Origin of the sequence: Seohaeicola sp. 4SK31 (assembly GCF_028802875.1) — a bacterium.
Lineage (GTDB): Bacteria > Pseudomonadota > Alphaproteobacteria > Rhodobacterales > Rhodobacteraceae > Seohaeicola.
The window spans coordinates 11,673-26,751 of record NZ_JARAMP010000021.1 but is presented as its reverse complement, the minus strand read 5'-3'; the positions used below and the strand labels follow the sequence as shown (position 1 = coordinate 26,751).

At 65.3% G+C, this 15,079-nt stretch carries 17 protein-coding genes; 8 read left to right on the top strand and 9 right to left on the bottom strand.

Annotated features, from left to right (window positions below):
* Window positions 1–26 precede the first annotated feature (26 nt).
* Window positions 27–1,193 (top strand): lytic murein transglycosylase, encoded by a 1,167-nt coding sequence (locus tag PVW27_RS16430; protein WP_432762089.1) that lies wholly within the window; start codon window positions 27–29, stop codon window positions 1,191–1,193.
* A gap of 96 nt (window positions 1,194–1,289) precedes the next feature.
* Here the strand turns inward: PVW27_RS16430 and smc are convergent, their stop codons facing one another.
* On the bottom strand, window positions 1,290–4,745 hold the full coding sequence (gene smc / locus PVW27_RS16425; protein WP_274559605.1) for a chromosome segregation protein SMC: 3,456 nt from the start codon (window positions 4,743–4,745) through the stop codon (window positions 1,290–1,292).
* 208 nt (window positions 4,746–4,953) lie between these two features.
* Between smc and PVW27_RS16420 the strand changes: the two genes are divergently transcribed.
* A complete protein-coding gene (locus tag PVW27_RS16420) occupies window positions 4,954–5,412 on the top strand; it encodes a GNAT family N-acetyltransferase (protein ID WP_274559603.1) in 459 nt (152 codons plus the stop codon).
* Window positions 5,413–5,440: 28 nt separating this feature from the next.
* The gene (locus PVW27_RS16415) at window positions 5,441–5,890 is read left to right on the top strand and encodes a GNAT family N-acetyltransferase (protein WP_274559711.1); all 450 of its coding nucleotides are present in this window, start codon (window positions 5,441–5,443) and stop codon (window positions 5,888–5,890) included.
* 2 nt (window positions 5,891–5,892) lie between these two features.
* Here the strand turns inward: PVW27_RS16415 and PVW27_RS16410 are convergent, their stop codons facing one another.
* Entirely contained in the window at window positions 5,893–6,174 is a 282-nt protein-coding gene (locus PVW27_RS16410) for a hypothetical protein (protein WP_274559601.1), read from the bottom strand.
* 106 nt (window positions 6,175–6,280) lie between these two features.
* Between PVW27_RS16410 and PVW27_RS16405 the strand changes: the two genes are divergently transcribed.
* From PVW27_RS16405 to PVW27_RS16395, 3 genes are all read left to right on the top strand, one after another.
* Entirely contained in the window at window positions 6,281–6,652 is a 372-nt protein-coding gene (locus tag PVW27_RS16405; protein ID WP_274559599.1) for a CidA/LrgA family protein, read from the top strand.
* Complete coding sequence (locus PVW27_RS16400) at window positions 6,649–7,365, top strand: LrgB family protein (protein WP_274559598.1); 717 nt, start codon at window positions 6,649–6,651, stop codon at window positions 7,363–7,365. The genes PVW27_RS16405 and PVW27_RS16400 overlap by 4 nt, the downstream gene beginning before the upstream one ends.
* 70 nt (window positions 7,366–7,435) lie before the next feature.
* Window positions 7,436–8,203 carry a FadR/GntR family transcriptional regulator gene (locus PVW27_RS16395; RefSeq protein ID WP_274559596.1) on the top strand — a complete coding sequence of 256 codons (768 nt, stop codon included), beginning with the start codon at window positions 7,436–7,438 and terminating at the stop codon, window positions 8,201–8,203.
* A gap of 92 nt (window positions 8,204–8,295) precedes the next feature.
* Here the strand turns inward: PVW27_RS16395 and PVW27_RS16390 are convergent, their stop codons facing one another.
* The 5 genes from PVW27_RS16390 to PVW27_RS16370 form a co-directional block, all read right to left on the bottom strand.
* On the bottom strand, window positions 8,296–8,859 hold the full coding sequence (locus tag PVW27_RS16390; RefSeq protein WP_274559594.1) for a F0F1 ATP synthase subunit B: 564 nt from the start codon (window positions 8,857–8,859) through the stop codon (window positions 8,296–8,298).
* 5 nt (window positions 8,860–8,864) lie between these two features.
* Window positions 8,865–9,386 (bottom strand): F0F1 ATP synthase subunit B', encoded by a 522-nt coding sequence (locus PVW27_RS16385; RefSeq protein WP_274559592.1) that lies wholly within the window; start codon window positions 9,384–9,386, stop codon window positions 8,865–8,867.
* A gap of 78 nt (window positions 9,387–9,464) precedes the next feature.
* On the bottom strand, window positions 9,465–9,701 hold the full coding sequence (locus PVW27_RS16380; RefSeq protein ID WP_230801883.1) for a F0F1 ATP synthase subunit C: 237 nt from the start codon (window positions 9,699–9,701) through the stop codon (window positions 9,465–9,467).
* Between the two features lie 43 nt (window positions 9,702–9,744).
* Entirely contained in the window at window positions 9,745–10,497 is a 753-nt protein-coding gene (locus tag PVW27_RS16375; protein ID WP_274559584.1) for a F0F1 ATP synthase subunit A, read from the bottom strand.
* 17 nt (window positions 10,498–10,514) lie between these two features.
* Complete coding sequence (locus PVW27_RS16370) at window positions 10,515–10,850, bottom strand: AtpZ/AtpI family protein (RefSeq protein WP_274559583.1); 336 nt, start codon at window positions 10,848–10,850, stop codon at window positions 10,515–10,517.
* Between the two features lie 231 nt (window positions 10,851–11,081).
* Between PVW27_RS16370 and PVW27_RS16365 the strand changes: the two genes are divergently transcribed.
* A complete protein-coding gene (locus tag PVW27_RS16365) occupies window positions 11,082–11,435 on the top strand; it encodes an ArsR/SmtB family transcription factor (RefSeq protein WP_274559581.1) in 354 nt (117 codons plus the stop codon).
* Here PVW27_RS16365 and PVW27_RS16360 read toward each other — a convergent pair.
* Together PVW27_RS16360 and PVW27_RS16355 are read right to left on the bottom strand one after the other, a co-directional pair.
* Window positions 11,423–12,334 carry a DMT family transporter gene (locus PVW27_RS16360; RefSeq protein ID WP_274559579.1) on the bottom strand — a complete coding sequence of 304 codons (912 nt, stop codon included), beginning with the start codon at window positions 12,332–12,334 and terminating at the stop codon, window positions 11,423–11,425. The genes PVW27_RS16365 and PVW27_RS16360 overlap by 13 nt on opposite strands.
* Complete coding sequence (locus PVW27_RS16355) at window positions 12,331–13,239, bottom strand: LysR family transcriptional regulator (protein WP_274559577.1); 909 nt, start codon at window positions 13,237–13,239, stop codon at window positions 12,331–12,333. Before PVW27_RS16355 ends, PVW27_RS16360 begins: the two co-directional genes overlap by 4 nt.
* A 319-nt stretch (window positions 13,240–13,558) precedes the next feature.
* On the opposite strand from PVW27_RS16355, the gene ffh reads away from it, so the two are divergent.
* Window positions 13,559–15,079 carry a signal recognition particle protein gene (gene ffh / locus PVW27_RS16350; RefSeq protein WP_274559575.1) on the top strand — a complete coding sequence of 507 codons (1,521 nt, stop codon included), beginning with the start codon at window positions 13,559–13,561 and terminating at the stop codon, window positions 15,077–15,079.

Below are 15,079 nucleotides of genomic sequence, written 5' to 3'. Positions count from 1 at the left end.
TCAAATCAAGGTGACCCATGTCCAAGATGACCCTTTCGCTGGTGGCGGCGCTGCTGTCGCTGACGGCGGCCCCTGCCATGGCCCAATGTGGCGGTAGTTTCGGCGATTTCGTGGAGGGGCTGAAGGCCGAGGCGCAGACGCGCGGGCACAGTTCCGACACGGTGGCGCGGTTCTTTGCGCCCGTGCGGCAGGACCCGGCGGTGATCGCGGCGGATCGGCGGCAGGGGGTGTTCACGCTGGATTTCACGACGTTTTCGCGCCGGTTGATCAGCGCGCAGAGGTTGCAGACGGGGCAGGCCAAAGCGCGGGAATGGGATGCGGTCTTTGACCGGGCCGAGGCGGAATATGGCGTGCCGCGCGGGGTCTTGCTGGCCTTCTGGGGGTTCGAGACGGATTACGGCAGTTTTCAGGGCGATTTCAACACGGCCAATGCGTTGGTGACGCTGGCCCATGATTGCAGGCGGCCCGATCTGTTCCGGCCGCAGGTGTTTCATGCGCTGACGCTGTTCGCGAATGATGATTTCGATCCTGCCACCACGACAGGCGCATGGGCGGGCGAGATCGGGATGGTGCAGATGCTGCCCGGCGACATCATCGAGAATGGTGTGGATGGTGACGGGGATGGGCATGTGCGGCTGAAAACATCCACGCCGGATGCTTTGCTCTCGGGGGCGAAGATGCTGGCGCATTTCGGCTGGCGCAAGGGCGAGCCGTGGTTGCAGGAAGTGGAGGTGCCCGCCGAGATGAACTGGTCACAGGCGGGGATCGGCACGGCGCTGCCTGTGGCGCAATGGGCGGCGATGGGGGTGCAGCCCCGGTCAGGCGGCTGGGCGGCGGACCTGCCGGCAAGCCTGATCCTGCCGCAGGGACACAAGGGACCGGCCTTTGTCGCCTATCCGAATTTCAACGTGTTCTTCGACTGGAACCAGAGTTTCACCTATGTGCTGACCGCCGCCTATTTCGGCACGCGGCTGGAAGGCGCGCCGGTGTTCGATCCGGGCAATCCCGATCCGGGTCTGGATCAGGACGGCATGAAGCGGTTGCAGGAGAGGCTGGCGGCGCGTGGTCATGATGTGGGCGCGGTGGATGGTATCCTGGGTGCGGGCACCCGCGCGGCGGTCAGGGCGGAACAGATGCGGTTGGGTCTGCCTGCGGATGGATGGCCAACGGCGGCTTTGATGTCGCGGCTGTGATCGGGAGCGCGCGTCTGGGGAGGCGTTGAGTTTAGAGTATTTGGGGAACGATGAAAGGGGGCGCGGCCTTGCCTGACGCGCCGCCCGGTTGTGGGATCAGGCGACCAATGCCTCGGCCTTTTTCAGATCGACCGAGACAAGCTGACTGACGCCCTGTTCCTGCATCGTCACACCGAAAAGGCGGTCCATCCGCGCCATGGTCACGGCGTGATGGGTGATGATCAGGAAGCGCGTGTCGGTGCGGCGGCACATTTCATCGAGCAGGTCGCAGAAGCGGGTGACGTTCGCGTCATCGAGCGGCGCGTCCACCTCGTCCAGCACGCAGATGGGCGCGGGGTTGGCGAGGAAGACGGCGAAGATGAGCGCGAGTGCCGTCAGGGTCTGTTCGCCCCCTGACAAGAGGCTGAGGGTCGAGAGTTTCTTGCCCGGCGGCTGGCACATGATTTCCAGCCCCGCCTCAAGCGGGTCGTCGGATTCGACCAGCACCAGATCAGCCTCGCCGCCGCCGAAAAGGTGTTTGAACAGAAGCGAGAAATTGCTGTTCACCTGCTCGAAGGCGGTGAGCAGACGTTCGCGGCCCTCGCGGTTGAGGCTGGCGATGCCGGAGCGCAGGGCCTTGATTGCTTCCTCGAGATCATGCTTTTCGCGGGCGAGGGTGTCGTGTTCGGTCTGCACCTCTGCAGCGTCTTCCTCGGCGCGCAGGTTGACGGCCCCCAGCGCGTCGCGTTGGCGTTTGAGGCGGTTCACGTCAGCCTCGATCATATCGGAGGCAGGCATGGCGTCGGGGTCGGCCCCAAGGGATTCCAGCAGTTGGGCGGGGGTCGTCTCCTGATCCTCGGCGATCCGCTCGGCGGCATAGGCAACGGTTTCGCGGGCGGCATCGGCACGGGCCTCGGCGCGGGCGCGGGCTTCGCGGGCCTCGGATGCGGCGCGTTCGGCGTCGCGTTCCGCCTGTTCGGCGGCACGCAGGGCAGTTTCCGCCTCGGCCAAGGCATCGGCGGCGCGGCGGCGGCGCGCCTCGGCGGTGTCGATGGCGTCCGTGAGTTCCTCGCGCTTGGCGGCGATTTCCTCAGGCGCCGCGCTGGCCTCGCGCAGGTCCTCTTCCGAGGCCTGTTTGCGGTCCACCAGTTCGGCGCTGCGGACTTCGGCGGTTTGCAGGCGGTGACGCCAGCCGGAGAGTTCCTTGGTGACTTCCTGCGCGCGTTTGGTGCGCGCCTCGCCTTCGCGGCGGACTTCATCATGGGCGGAGCGGCGGGTCATCATGGTGATGCGCGCAGCCTCGACCGTCATGCGCAGGTCTTCCATGGCGGCGCGGGCCTCGGACAGGTCTTCGAGCCCGGCGACGGCGCGTTCCGCTTCCAGCACCTGGGCGCGGGCGGCCATCGCCTCGTCCTCATGCCGGGTGACGGCGAGGCCAAGGGATTCTAGGCGCGAGGCGGCGAGGTTGCGATCGGCCTCGGCCCGGCTGAGGGCGCGGTTCGCCTCGTTCACGCGGGCATCGGCGGCGCGGCGTGCTCCACGGGCGGCCTGATCGGCGGCGGTCAGATCGGCCAGACGGGCGGACAGGTTGTCATGGGCGGCGCGAGCGGCATCTGCGCGGGCGGTCGCGCGTTCCATCTGCTGTTTCAGCTCTTCCAGACGGTTGAGCTGTTGCAGGCGCAGGGCGGCGGCGGAGGGGGCATCCTCGGCCCAGGCGCGGAACCCGTCCCAACGCCAGAGATCGCCTTCGACGCTGACAAGGCGCTGGCCGGGCTTCAGAAGCGGCTGAAAGCGCGGGCCGTCATCTGGATCGACGAGACCGATCTGACCCATGCGGCGCACGAGCACATCGGGAACGGAGACATGGTTGGTCAGCGCCGTGACGCCCTTGGGCAAGGGCTGCGGTGTGTCGTAGGCGGGCAGCGCTGTCCAGCCGGAGGGGCCGTCGGCTTCCACTTCGGGGGCGCGCAGGTCATCGGCCAGCGCCGCCCCCAGCGCTTTTTCGAACCCCTGTTCGACTTGCAGGCGGTCCATGATCTGACCGCCCTCGGCGGTGTCGCGCTGCACGAGGCGGGCGAGCGCCGTGACCTCGGCGCGCAGGGCGTTCAGCTCGCCTTCGGCGGCGGAGCGTTCGGCACGGACATCGGCCTCACGCTCCTGCGTTTCGGCGCGGGCGGCTTCGGCGGCGAGCAGGGTTTCATCGGCGCGGGCGGCCAGATCGGTGGCGGCCTCTTCCTGGGCCTGCGCTTCTTCCAGGGCGGCGATGGCGGCGTCCAGCGCGCCTTGGGAGGCTTCGACCGCGTCACGGGCGCGGGTTGCCTCGGCCTCGCTGCGGGCACGGGTCTTGAGGCTGTCTTCCAGCAGGCGATGCGCGGATTGGTGGCGCGCGGCCAGACGGGCGACGTCTTCGGTCAACTGGCTGAGGTCGGCTTCGCGCTGTTGCAGCACCTCGGCGGCGTCGCGGGCGGCGGCGGCGGCGGCGTCGAGTTTGTCAGCATGGCCTTCGCCCGCCTTGGCGAGTTCGCGGGCCTCCCATTCCAGACGGGCGATGGTCTCGCCCGCGTCGCGGTTCAGACCGGCCTCGCGTTCGATGTCGCGGGTGAGCTGTTCGATACGGCCTCGCAGCGTGTCGATGGTCTGACGGGCGCGGGTTTCCTGATCGGTCAGGGCGTCGCGCTGCACCTGTAACCGTTGCAGCACGGCGCTGGCGATGGCCTCCTCTTCGCGCAGGGGGGGGAGGGCGTCGTCACGGGCTATGCGGTCCTTGCCGGCGGCACGGGCAGTGGTTTCGGCCTGAGCGGCGGCGGTCACGCGGGCGCGCAGATCATCCTCGGCCGCGGCGCGGGCGGTGTCCGCCTCTTTCCAGCGGCGATAGAGCAGGAGTCCTTCGGCGCGGCGCAGTTCATCGCCGATGGCGCGGTAGCGTTGCGCCTGTCGCGCTTGGCGTTCCAGCTGCGCCAGTTGCGTGGCCAGTTGTTCCAGCACGTCATCGACGCGCAAGAGGTTCGCTTCGGCCGCGTTCAGCTTCAGCTCGGCCTCGTGGCGGCGCTGGTAGAGGCCCGAGATACCCGCGGCTTCCTCGAGGATGCGGCGGCGGTTCTTGGGTTTGGCGTTGATCAGTTCGGAAATCTGGCCCTGCCGGACCAGCGCGGGCGAATGCGCCCCGGTCGAGGCATCGGCAAACAGCATCTGCACGTCGCGGGCGCGCACATCCTTGGTGTTCACCTTGTAGGCGCTGCCCGCGTCGCGGGTGATGCGGCGGGTGATTTCCAGCGCGTCATTGTCGTTGAACCCGGCGGGGGCCAGTCGGTCGGCATTGTCGAGCACAAGCGTCACTTCGGCAAAGTTGCGCGCCGGGCGGGTGGCAGCGCCTGCGAAAATAACGTCTTCCATCCCGCCGCCGCGCATGGCCGAGGCGCGATTCTCGCCCATGACCCAACGCAGGGCTTCGAGCAGGTTGGACTTGCCGCAGCCGTTCGGACCGACCACACCTGTCAGACCGTCCCGAATCAGCAGATCGGTCGGATCGACGAAGCTTTTGAAGCCTGTCAGTCTGAGCTTGGTGAAACGCAACGGCGCGGCCTTTCGATTCCCTTGATCCGGGAATCTGCGGGTCTTGGGGGGCGTGAGTCAACGGGGTTGCACCGGATCTGGGGATTTCCGCCGAGTTATCCCCAATATATTGGGCGACTGATGCGTCCAGCACATCTTTCAAAGCCGTTGACAGACACTGTCCGGCTGCGTCACGCTGCAGTGCAACATCGAAGGACAGATCGCGATCATGCGGCAGATGCACATCCGTTCGGGCGACCCGCGCGAACCCGGCGCCACGGCGTTGTTGCAGGCCAGCCATGCCCTGATGGAGAGCCTTTTTCCGCCCGAGGACAATCATTACCTGTCGATCGACGCGCTGCGCGTGCCCGAGATTTCGTTCTTCGTGGCCGAGGATGCAGGCGGTGTGCTGGGCACCATCGCGCTGGCGCGGAAGGCGGGCTATGGCGAGGTGAAGTCGATGTTCGTCAGCCCTGCGGCGCGCGGGCGGGGCGTGGCGCGGGCGCTGTTGTGTCATCTGGAAGAGGTGGCGCGTGGGATGGGGCTGCCCGTTCTGCGGCTGGAGACAGGGACCCTGCTGGAGGCGGCGATTGCGCTTTACACGGCGCAGGGATACCGGCGCTGCGGCGCGTTTGGCGACTATGCGGTCAATGGCACCAGCGTTTTCATGGAGAAACCGATTGGCTGAAGGGCTGGAGACAGGCGCGCCGCGCCGCATGGCACCGGATGAGGACATGGGGCCGGTGCATGCCCTGTTGACGATGGCCTTTGCCTATATGGAGGGACGGATCGACCCGCCCTCCTCGCTTGGGCGGATGGGGGTCGAGGCGTTGCGGCAGGCGGCGGCGGATGCAGAGCTGTGGGTCATCGAAGGCGAGGCGGGACCGCTGGCCTGCATGATCCTGACTCCGCAGGCGGATACGCTTTATCTGGGCAAGCTGGCCGTGGCCCATGCGGCGCGGGGGCGGGGATTGGCGCGAGCCTTGATCGCCCTGAGCCTTGATCGCGCGCGGGCGCTGGGTCTGGCGACGGTCAGTTTGCAGACGCGGGTGGAATTGCTGGAGAATCACGCAACCTTTGCGGCGCTGGGGTTCGAGATGACGGGAACCACGGCGCATCCGGGCTATGACAGGCCGACATCGGTGAGTTTCCGCCGCGCTGTGTAGCGTCAGCACGTGAGCAGACCAAGGATCAGCGCCTGATCGCCGCGGATCTCGCGCACGGTGCATCCGCTGACCTGTTCCATCGCGCGGGCGGCGCGGCCGCCGATAGGGCCCATGCGCGGGGCGTATTGCGGGTTGGTACGCACGGCTTCGGCCAGATCGCCCTTGACGCGGACGGCAAAGACGCTTCCCTCCACCTCGACCCGCGTGGGTGGGATGCCCATGAAATGAGGGCTGCCGCCATCGCAGGCGGGCAAAAGAAGAAGAGGCATGATCCAGCGTGTCATGCCGTCATGTGACTCGATATTGGTTAATCTTTTCTGAACACCTTTCCTTTTGCGCGACCGCCCTGCCTGTGCGCTTATGAGCGCAAACACGCTGTGGAGTGCTGCGATGATCCTGGCCGTTGCCATCCTTCTGATCTGTCAGTTGCTGGGGGAGACGCTGGCGCGGGGGCTGGGCCTGCCTGTGCCGGGGCCGGTGCTGGGCATGGCGTTGCTGCTGCTGGGGTGTCTGGTGCTGCCGGGGATGGCGGCGCGGGTCATGCCCACGGCGCAGGGTCTGTTGTCGCATCTGTCGCTGCTGTTCGTGCCTGCGGGTGTCGGGGTGATCAGCCATCTGGACGTGCTGGGCGGGTCGGGACCGGCGCTGCTGCTGGTGCTGGTGATCAGCACGGCACTGGCGCTGATCGCGGGCGTTCTGACCTTCGTGGCGGTGGCGCGGCTGACCGGGAATGCGGACGCCACCGAGGAGCCGCGCGGATGACCGCCCTGCCCGAGATCTGGTCCTATCTGAGCCGCGAACCGTTATTGTGGCTGACGGCCACGCTGGTGGCCTATCTGATCGGGGATCAGTTATCGCAGCGCGCCGGGCGCAATCCGTTGGTCAATCCGGTGCTGGTGGCGATGGTCCTGCTGGGCGGGTTGCTGTGGGTCACCAAGACGCCCTATCAGACCTATTTCGCGGGGGCGCAGTTCGTGCATTTCATGCTGGGACCGGCGACTGTCGCGCTGGCCCTTCCCCTGTATGTCAATCGAGCGCAGATCCGGCGGGCGCTTTTGCCGATGGTGGCGGCGCTGCTGGCGGGGTCCGTGACGGCCATCGTCTCGGCCCTGTGGATCGCGCGGGTTCTGGGGATCGAGGGGCCGGTCTGGCTGTCGCTGGCACCGAAATCCACCACGGCGCCGGTGGCCATCGGCATTGCCGAGCAATTGGGCGGGCTGCCCACGCTGACGGCGGCGCTGGTGATCCTGACGGGGATCATCGGGGCGGTGATCGTGACGCCGCTGATGCGGCTGATGCATATCCGCGACTGGCGGGCGCGCGGTTTTGCCGTGGGGGTGGCCGCCCACGGGATCGGCACGGCGCGGGCATTTCAGGTGAATGACACGGCGGGGGCCTTTGCGGGAATCGGGATGGGGTTGAATGCGCTGCTGACCGCGATCCTTGCGCCCTATGTGGTGTCACTGATGCTGTGACCGCGCGGAATTGCGGTTGTCGGGGCGGAATACCGGTCATATGATTTTACCAATTCAAACGAGGTAAGCCATGCCGTTCCGGTCTGTTCAGCCAGAGAAGATTTCGACCAGTGTGACCCATCAGATCGAATTGCTGATCCTGCGCGGCATCCTGCGGCCCGGCGAACGGTTGCCGTCCGAGCGTGAACTGTCCGAGCGGCTGGGCATATCCCGCCCCTCGCTGCGCGAGGCGGTGGCCGAGTTGCAGGACAAGGGGCTGCTGACCAGCAAGGCCGGGGCGGGGATCTATGTGGCCGATGTGCTGGGCGGGGCGTTTTCGCCTGCGCTGATCCGGCTGTTCGCAGCCCATGACGAGGCGGTATTCGATTATATCGCCTTTCGCCGGGACATGGAGGGGTTGGCGGCGGAACGGGCGGCGCGGCTGGCCTCGGACACCGATCTGCGGGTGATCCAGACGATCTTTGACAAGATGCTGGCCGCCCATACCAAACGCGATCCGGCGGATGAAGCGCTGCTGGATGCGGATTTTCACTTGTCGATCATCGAAGCCAGTCACAACGTCATCATGCTGCACATGATGCGGTCGATGTATGAATTGCTGCGCGAGGGCGTGTTCTACAACCGGCAGATCATGTTCCGCAATCGCAGTATCCGCGATCTGCTGCTGGATCAGCACCGCGCGATCAACGAGGCGATTCAGGCGCGCGATCCTGCCGGAGCGCGGGCGGCGGTCGAGGCGCATCTGAATTTCGTCGAGCAGGCATTGACCGATCAGAAGCGGGCCGAGCATCACGAGGCCATTGCGCGGCAACGCTATGAGCACGAGCAGCGTCGCTAGGGTGGCGGCGCGCCTACGGCGTTCCTTGCGGGCATGAAAAAACCCCGCAGTGGGCTGCGGGGTTTTGTTCTTTTCGGGATTTTCCGCGCGGATTAGTGCAGCTTGGCATCCACGATGGCGATACCCTCGTCAATGGTCTTGCCTGCGTCAGCGGCGGTCATCTGCTTGGCGATCACGTCACGGGCCGCACCAATGGCGATGACGACAGCACGGTCGCGCACTTCCTTGATGGCGGCTGCTTCGGCGGACGCGATCTGATCCTCGGCGGCGGCGATGCGGCGCGCGATGGATGCCTTGAGGTCTTCCTTGGCCTGTGCAGCGGAAGCGTTGGCTTCGTCACGGGCCTGGGCGACGATGCGGTCGGCCTGTTCCTGCACTTCTTTCTGCTTACGCTCGTAGGAGGCCAGCAGGGTCTGCGCCTCTTCCCGCAGGGCGCGGGCTTCTTCCAGTTCGGACTTGATGGTGGCGGCGCGCTTGTCCAGCAGGCCGCCAATCATTGCGGGCACCTTGAAATAGAACAGGATGCCGATGAAGATCAGGAAGGAGACCAGAACCACGAAATCGGTGTTCTTCAGCGAGAAGAACGGACCTTCCGCGGCCAGTGCCGGGCTGGAGGTCAGCGCCAGAAGCGCGGGGAGGAGGATCAGCTTGCGCATCGGAGTCACCCTTTCATCCGGGCGTTGACCGCGGCGGTCACGCTGCGGGCATCGGCCTTGCCACCCATGGCGGCGACGATTTCCTTGGCGGTGTCCTTGGCCACTTCGGTGACATTCTCAAGGGCGGTCGCGCGAATCTCGGCGATGGCTTTCTCGCCTTCGGCAGCTTTTGCCGCGATCTGGGCGTCCGCCTTGGCAATCGCCTTGTCGAGATCGGCCTGAATGTCGGCCTTGGCCTCGGCAATGATGCGGTTCGCTTCAAGCCGGGCGTCGGCGAGGGCCTTGTTATAGGCAGCCTCGGCTTCGATGGCCTTGGCACGCAGGTTTTCGGCTGCGGCAATATCGTTGGTGATCGTCCCCTGACGTTCGGCCAGAACGGCACCGATCCGCGGCAGGGCGATACGGGAGAGGATGAAATAGATCACGACCAACGTGATCAGCAGCCAGAAGATCTGGTTGCCGAAGGTCGAGAAATCCAGTTGCGGCATGCCGGGGCCGGATGCTGCGCCCGTTGCTTCGGTTGCCATGTCGTTCTCCCTTGGGAAACGTGCCGTGGTGGATGGATGGGCCCGTCAGGCCCATCCGATCTTGAATCGTCGTCCGTATCAGACGGCGAACATCAGCAGCAGAGCGACCAGGAACGAGAAGATGCCCAGTGCTTCTGCGAATGCGATGCCGATGAACAGCGTGGCGGTCTGGCCAGCTGCGGCAGAGGGGTTGCGCAGTGCGCCTGCCAGGAAGTTGCCGGCAACGTTGCCCACACCGAGGGCGGCAAGACCCATGCCCAGCGCCGAGATGCCTGCGCCGATGAACTTGCCCATTTCTGCGATATCGCCTTCCATTTGAACTCTCTCCTTGGTTGGAATGGCTGGAATGATCCGGACCTTAGTGGTGGGGATGAAGCGCGTCCTTCAGATAGACGCAGGTCAGGATGGTGAACACATAGGCCTGAATGAAGCAGACCAGAATTTCGAGGCCATACATGGCGACAACGCCCAGGATGGCCAGCGGCGACAGGGCGACAAGCCCTGCGAAGGCGGCGAACACCTTCACCACGGCGTGGCCTGCGGTCATGTTGCCGGCAAGACGGATGGAGTGGCTGACGGGGCGCACGAAGTAGCTGATCACCTCGATCAGCGCCAGAACCGGACGCAGGGCCAGCGGCGCGCTTGTCACCCAGAACATGCCCAGAAAGGCCGGGCCGTTCTTGACGAAACCGAGGATCGTCACGGTCAGGAACACGGCCAGCGCCAGAACGCCTGTCACAGCGATATGGCTGGTGGTGGTGAAGGCCATCGGCACGAGGCCGAGGAAGTTCGAGAACAGAACGAACATGAACAGGGTCATGATATAGGGGAAATACCTGAGACCGTCCTTGCCGGTCACGTCTTCCACCATCTTGTAGACGAAGCCATAGGCCAGTTCGCCGATGGACTGGCTGCGGGTCGGGATCACGGCGCGGCGCGAGGTGCCCAGCACCAGCATCGCGGTGATGCCGAGGATTGCGATGACCATCCACAGGGTCACGTTGGTCGGCGTGTACCAGTTCACCACGTCACCGCCGAACAGCGGCTTGACCAGAAACTGTCCCATCGGATCGAATTTCAGACCCGTGCCTGTCGCTGCATCCGTTGCCATGACCCGTCCTCTTGCCGTCAGCCCCTTGGGGCGCCTGTCTCGTCAGCCTCATCGGCCTGTTTGGTCTTCTGGACCTCCTGTGCGGAGCGGAGCATCGTCTTTACCCCTGCCGCAAGGCCCAGCAATGTGAAGAGCACCAGAAAGATCGGGAGCGTCCCGAACAGGCTGTCCAGCCCGTATCCGATGCCGAAGCCGATCCCCAGACCGGCCACAAGTTCGATCACCATGCGCCATGCCAGATTGGCCTGCGAGTAGTGTTCATCCGCACGGGGCTTGGGCGCGTGAGCCGCTTTCGCCGCCGCGATCCTTGCCTCAAGCTCGGCCAGTTGCCGCTGCTGATCCGGACCCGTCACGCCAGAGACCCCCCTTCGGATGGTTGGCGCATTGCTATGCGCAGGGACGTTGTGAGTCAAGCGCCCTTGCCGCAGCGCCGCATTCACGACAAGCTATTGTTTTAATGAGTATTTATAGCAAGATGAAACCGTGAAGCTGTTCTGTCGCAGGGTGCTTTGCGGCCACGCGGGGCCGGTGGGCATATTCAACCATCCGGTTGACGATTGCGGGCATGCGCGCTTAATGGCGGCATGACCGATCCGCTTGATACCGTCTTTGCCGCCTTGGCCGACCCGACCCGCCGCGCGATCCTGTCGATGCTGCTGGAGGATGACATGGCCGTGACGGATGTGGCGGAACCTTTCCAGATGAGCCTTGCGGGCATTTCCAAGCATCTGGCCATACTGGCGGGGGCGGGGCTGATCACGCAGGAGAAGCGGGGCCGCGTGAAGTGGTGCAAGCTGGAACCAGACGCGCTGCGCGCGGCAAGTGTCTGGATGCAGGGGTTCGGGCAATTCGAACCGGTGAACCTTGACGCCTTCGAGCGGTTTCTGGCGGCGGAATTGCCGGGCGAGGACGAGGGTCTGGCCGTTCAGGGGGATTGAGGTGTGGGTGCCGGGGCGGGCGCGTCGTCGCGCAACAGCAGCAACAGCGCCAGAATGGTCAGCGCGACCCCGCCCAGCACCCATGCCGAGGGCAGGCCATTGCCAAGGGCGAATTCCAGCAGGATCACCCAGCTTGGGGTGAGATAGGTGTAGGCCATCACCTTGGCCGAGGGCAGGTGCATGGTCGCGTATTGCAAGAGCACGAAGGTTGTCGCACTGGCGAAGATCGAGACATAGGCGAGCGTGATCCAGACGATCCCCGGCAGGGCCATCCAGTCGGTGGCGCGGATCGCGGGCCAGGCCCATGCCGTCACCAGAAGCCCGCCGCCGATCAGCATGCCGAAGGTAAAGACAACGGGCGGCTCTCCCCTGTTCAGTTTGCGCACCATCGGCGTGTAGACGGCATGGGCGATGCAGCCGACGAAGAAGATCGCCTCGCCCCGGCCAATCTGAAACCGGGCGAGCGCCGCCAGATCGGCGCGGAAGATCACCCAGACCGCGCCCACGGCACCGATGGCCAGCGCCAGCGCCATGCGCGGCGTGGTGATCTGGCGCAGCAGAAACCAGCCCGCGATGCCCGCGATGACTGGCGTGAGGGTGAATACTGCCGATGCCGAGACGGCCTGCGCCGTTTTCAGGCCCTCGAACATCAGCACGAAGTAGATGCCGAACATGCCGCCCAGCAGCAGGTAGCGCCAAGGGGCTTGCAGCGCGCGGCGCGGCAGGCCGGTGGTCAAGGCGGCGGCGGTGCCCACGATGGCGGCGGCCAGCCAGAAGCGCAGCGCGGTCAAAGCAGCGGGGTCGATATGGGGCGCGGCCATGACCCCCAGCGAGAAGCTGCCCGCGACCAGCGCAGAGAAGAGCAGCATCGCCAGATGGCCGCGCGCCTGACCGCTCATGTGTCGCGGGTTCCCTGTGCCTCGGCGTCAAGCGGCTGGCCGCGTGCCTGTGCCTTGAGAAAGGAGAGGAAGGTCTGGACCTTGGTGGTGCGGTGCAGATCGACATGGGTGACCAGCCAGAGCGGCGCCTCCCATTCCGGGCGGGAGGGTGCGATCTCCAGCAGCTCAGGGTGGGCGTCGGCCTCCCATTGGCTGAGAAAGCCGATGCCCATGCCGCGCAGCACGGCCATTTCCAGCGCGCCCATATCGGTGCTGCGGAAAACGACGTTCTCTTCGGGGATGGTGTTCCAGAGCCATTGGTTGAAGGGGGCGCGGTTGGATTTGTCGTCATTGGCGACGAAGAAATGGTCGGTGAAATCCTCGGGTCCGTCGGGCAGGCCGTGGCGGTCGGCATAGGCAGGGGTCGCGTAAAGCGCGGGGGCCATGCTGATGAAGGGCTGGACCACGTTGTCGGGCTGGTCTGGAACAGATCCGGCGCGGATCGCCACATGCGCCTCGCCATATTCCAGACGGAAGAGACGTTCGCCCGTCAGATATCGCAGGATGATGCCGGGATGCGCCACGCGGAAGGCGGCCAGAACCGGCAGGATCAACGCCTCCAGCCCGGCAAGAGAGGTGATCACCAGCTCGCCCGAGACATCCTTGCCGCGCCCCTTGATGCGGCCTGCCAGTTGCGCGAACTGGTCATCGGTGGCGGCGGCGACGCGCAAGAGATCCTCGCCCGCCTCGGTCGCGGTATAGCCGCGTGGGTGACGCTGGAAGAGTTTGACGCCCAGCCGCTGTTCCAGCGCGTCGATATGGCGGATCACGGTGGCATGGTGAACGCCCAGCACCTCGGCGGCGCCGCTGACCGTGCCCATGCGGGCGACGTGATAGGCAGTGCGGATTTCATCCCAGTTGTCCATCGGGGTCTCCTTGGGCGGTGGGCTGCGTTCTGTGCAGGGTTGCACATGTCCCGATAAAAACGCGGGTTACGCGGCGATGACAAGGGGCAAAGGGCTGAACGGCTTGACTCTGCCAGCGGGCGCGCCTAAAGCCTGCGCCATTCCGGAGGTCTGTCAGAACTTCCGGTCCCTTGGGCTTGGCCCGGGATCGCCCCCCGTCAGCGCGTTGCGCCCACGGGGGCTGTTCCGGTTTTCATGGTCCGGTCCCGGGGATCATTGGCAAGGAGAGCGGCGCTTCTTATCTGAAGCGTCAAACGCAACGGGCAAAGGAGCCGTTTAGATGTTTGAAAATCTGTCCGAACGCCTCTCTGGTGTGTTTGACCGGCTGACCCGTCAGGGGTCCTTGTCCGATGAGGATGTGAAAACCGCCCTGCGCGAAGTGCGCGTGGCCCTGCTCGAGGCGGATGTCTCGCTGCCCGTGGCGCGGGATTTCGTGGCCGCCGTGCAGGCCAAGGCGACCGGGCAGGCCGTGACCAAATCGGTGACGCCGGGCCAGCAGGTCGTCAAGATCGTGCATGACGCGCTGGTAGACGTGCTGACGGGGTCGGAAGATCCCGGTGCCTTGAAGATCGACAACCCGCCTGCCCCGATCCTGATGGTCGGTTTGCAAGGCTCGGGCAAGACCACCACCACCGGAAAGCTGGCCAAGCGGCTGAAAGAGCGGGATGGCAAGCGGGTGCTGATGGCCTCGCTCGATATCTACCGCCCCGCCGCCATGCAGCAGTTGCAGATTCTGGGCCAGCAGATCGGGGTGGACACGCTGCCCATCGTGGCGGGCGAAAGCGCCGTGCAGATCGCCAAACGCGCCAAGACGCAAGCCAGCCTTGGCGGCTATGACGTCTACCTGCTGGACACCGCAGGCCGGTTGCAGATCGACCAGACCCTGATGCAGGAGGTCGAGGATGTCCGCGACGCGGTCAAGCCGCGCGAGACGCTTTTGGTTGTGGATGGTCTGACCGGTCAGGTCGCCGTCGAGGTGGCCGAGGAGTTTGACGCCAAGGTCGGCATTTCCGGCGTGATCCTGACGCGGATGGATGGCGACGGGCGCGGCGGTGCGGCGCTGTCGATGCGGGCTGTCACCGGCAAGCCCATCCGCTTTGTCGGTCTGGGCGAGAAGATGGACGCGCTGGAGACCTTCGAGCCGCAGCGCGTGGCGGGCCGTATCCTTGGCATGGGCGACATCGTCGCGCTGGTCGAGAAGGCGCAGGAGACCATCGAGGCCGAACAGGCCGAGCGGATGATGAAGCGCTTCCAGAAGGGTCAGTTCAACATGAACGACCTGCGGATGCAGCTGGAACAGATGCTGAAGATGGGCGGGATGGAATCCATCATGGGCATGATGCCCGGCATGGGAAAGATGGCCGCACAGGTCAAGGATGCGGGCTTTGACGACCGTATCCTCAAGCGGCAGATCGCGCTGATCCAGTCGATGACCAAGAAGGAACGCGCCAACCCCGATCTGTTGCAGGCCAGCCGCAAGAAGCGGATCGCGGCGGGTGCGGGCATGGAAGTGTCCGAGTTGAACAAGCTTCTGAAGATGCACCGCCAGATGGCGGACATGATGAAGAAGATGGGCAAGATGGGCAAAGGGGGCATGCTGAAACAGGCCATGAAGGGCATGTTCGGCAAAGGGGGCATGCCTGCGGGCGGGATGGACCCGTCGCAGATGGACCCCCAGGCGCTGGAAGCCGCCGCCAAGGCGATGACGGGCGGCAAGCTGCCGTCCAGTCTGACGGGCCCCGGTGGCTTGGGTGGCATGAAGCTGCCGGGCGGTCTGAGCGGTTTCGGAAAGAAGAAGTAA

What these genes read in the sequence shown, in the direction of transcription:
- PVW27_RS16395 (WP_274559596.1), top strand. Translation starts at nt 7,436, where the DNA reads ATGCCGTTCCGGTCTGTTCAGCCAGAGAAGATTTCGACCAGTGTGACC.
- PVW27_RS16355 (WP_274559577.1), bottom strand. Translation starts at nt 13,239, where the DNA reads ATGGACAACTGGGATGAAATCCGCACTGCCTATCACGTCGCCCGCATG.
- PVW27_RS16410 (WP_274559601.1), bottom strand. Translation starts at nt 6,174, where the DNA reads ATGACACGCTGGATCATGCCTCTTCTTCTTTTGCCCGCCTGCGATGGC.
- PVW27_RS16420 (WP_274559603.1), top strand. Translation starts at nt 4,954, where the DNA reads ATGCGGCAGATGCACATCCGTTCGGGCGACCCGCGCGAACCCGGCGCC.
- PVW27_RS16390 (WP_274559594.1), bottom strand. Translation starts at nt 8,859, where the DNA reads ATGCGCAAGCTGATCCTCCTCCCCGCGCTTCTGGCGCTGACCTCCAGC.
- PVW27_RS16430 (WP_432762089.1), top strand. Translation starts at nt 27, where the DNA reads ATGACCCTTTCGCTGGTGGCGGCGCTGCTGTCGCTGACGGCGGCCCCT.
- PVW27_RS16400 (WP_274559598.1), top strand. Translation starts at nt 6,649, where the DNA reads ATGACCGCCCTGCCCGAGATCTGGTCCTATCTGAGCCGCGAACCGTTA.
- PVW27_RS16380 (WP_230801883.1), bottom strand. Translation starts at nt 9,701, where the DNA reads ATGGAAGGCGATATCGCAGAAATGGGCAAGTTCATCGGCGCAGGCATC.
- ffh (WP_274559575.1), top strand. Translation starts at nt 13,559, where the DNA reads ATGTTTGAAAATCTGTCCGAACGCCTCTCTGGTGTGTTTGACCGGCTG.
- PVW27_RS16365 (WP_274559581.1), top strand. Translation starts at nt 11,082, where the DNA reads ATGACCGATCCGCTTGATACCGTCTTTGCCGCCTTGGCCGACCCGACC.
- PVW27_RS16405 (WP_274559599.1), top strand. Translation starts at nt 6,281, where the DNA reads ATGATCCTGGCCGTTGCCATCCTTCTGATCTGTCAGTTGCTGGGGGAG.
- PVW27_RS16415 (WP_274559711.1), top strand. Translation starts at nt 5,441, where the DNA reads ATGGCACCGGATGAGGACATGGGGCCGGTGCATGCCCTGTTGACGATG.
- PVW27_RS16385 (WP_274559592.1), bottom strand. Translation starts at nt 9,386, where the DNA reads ATGGCAACCGAAGCAACGGGCGCAGCATCCGGCCCCGGCATGCCGCAA.
- PVW27_RS16375 (WP_274559584.1), bottom strand. Translation starts at nt 10,497, where the DNA reads ATGGCAACGGATGCAGCGACAGGCACGGGTCTGAAATTCGATCCGATG.
- PVW27_RS16360 (WP_274559579.1), bottom strand. Translation starts at nt 12,334, where the DNA reads ATGAGCGGTCAGGCGCGCGGCCATCTGGCGATGCTGCTCTTCTCTGCG.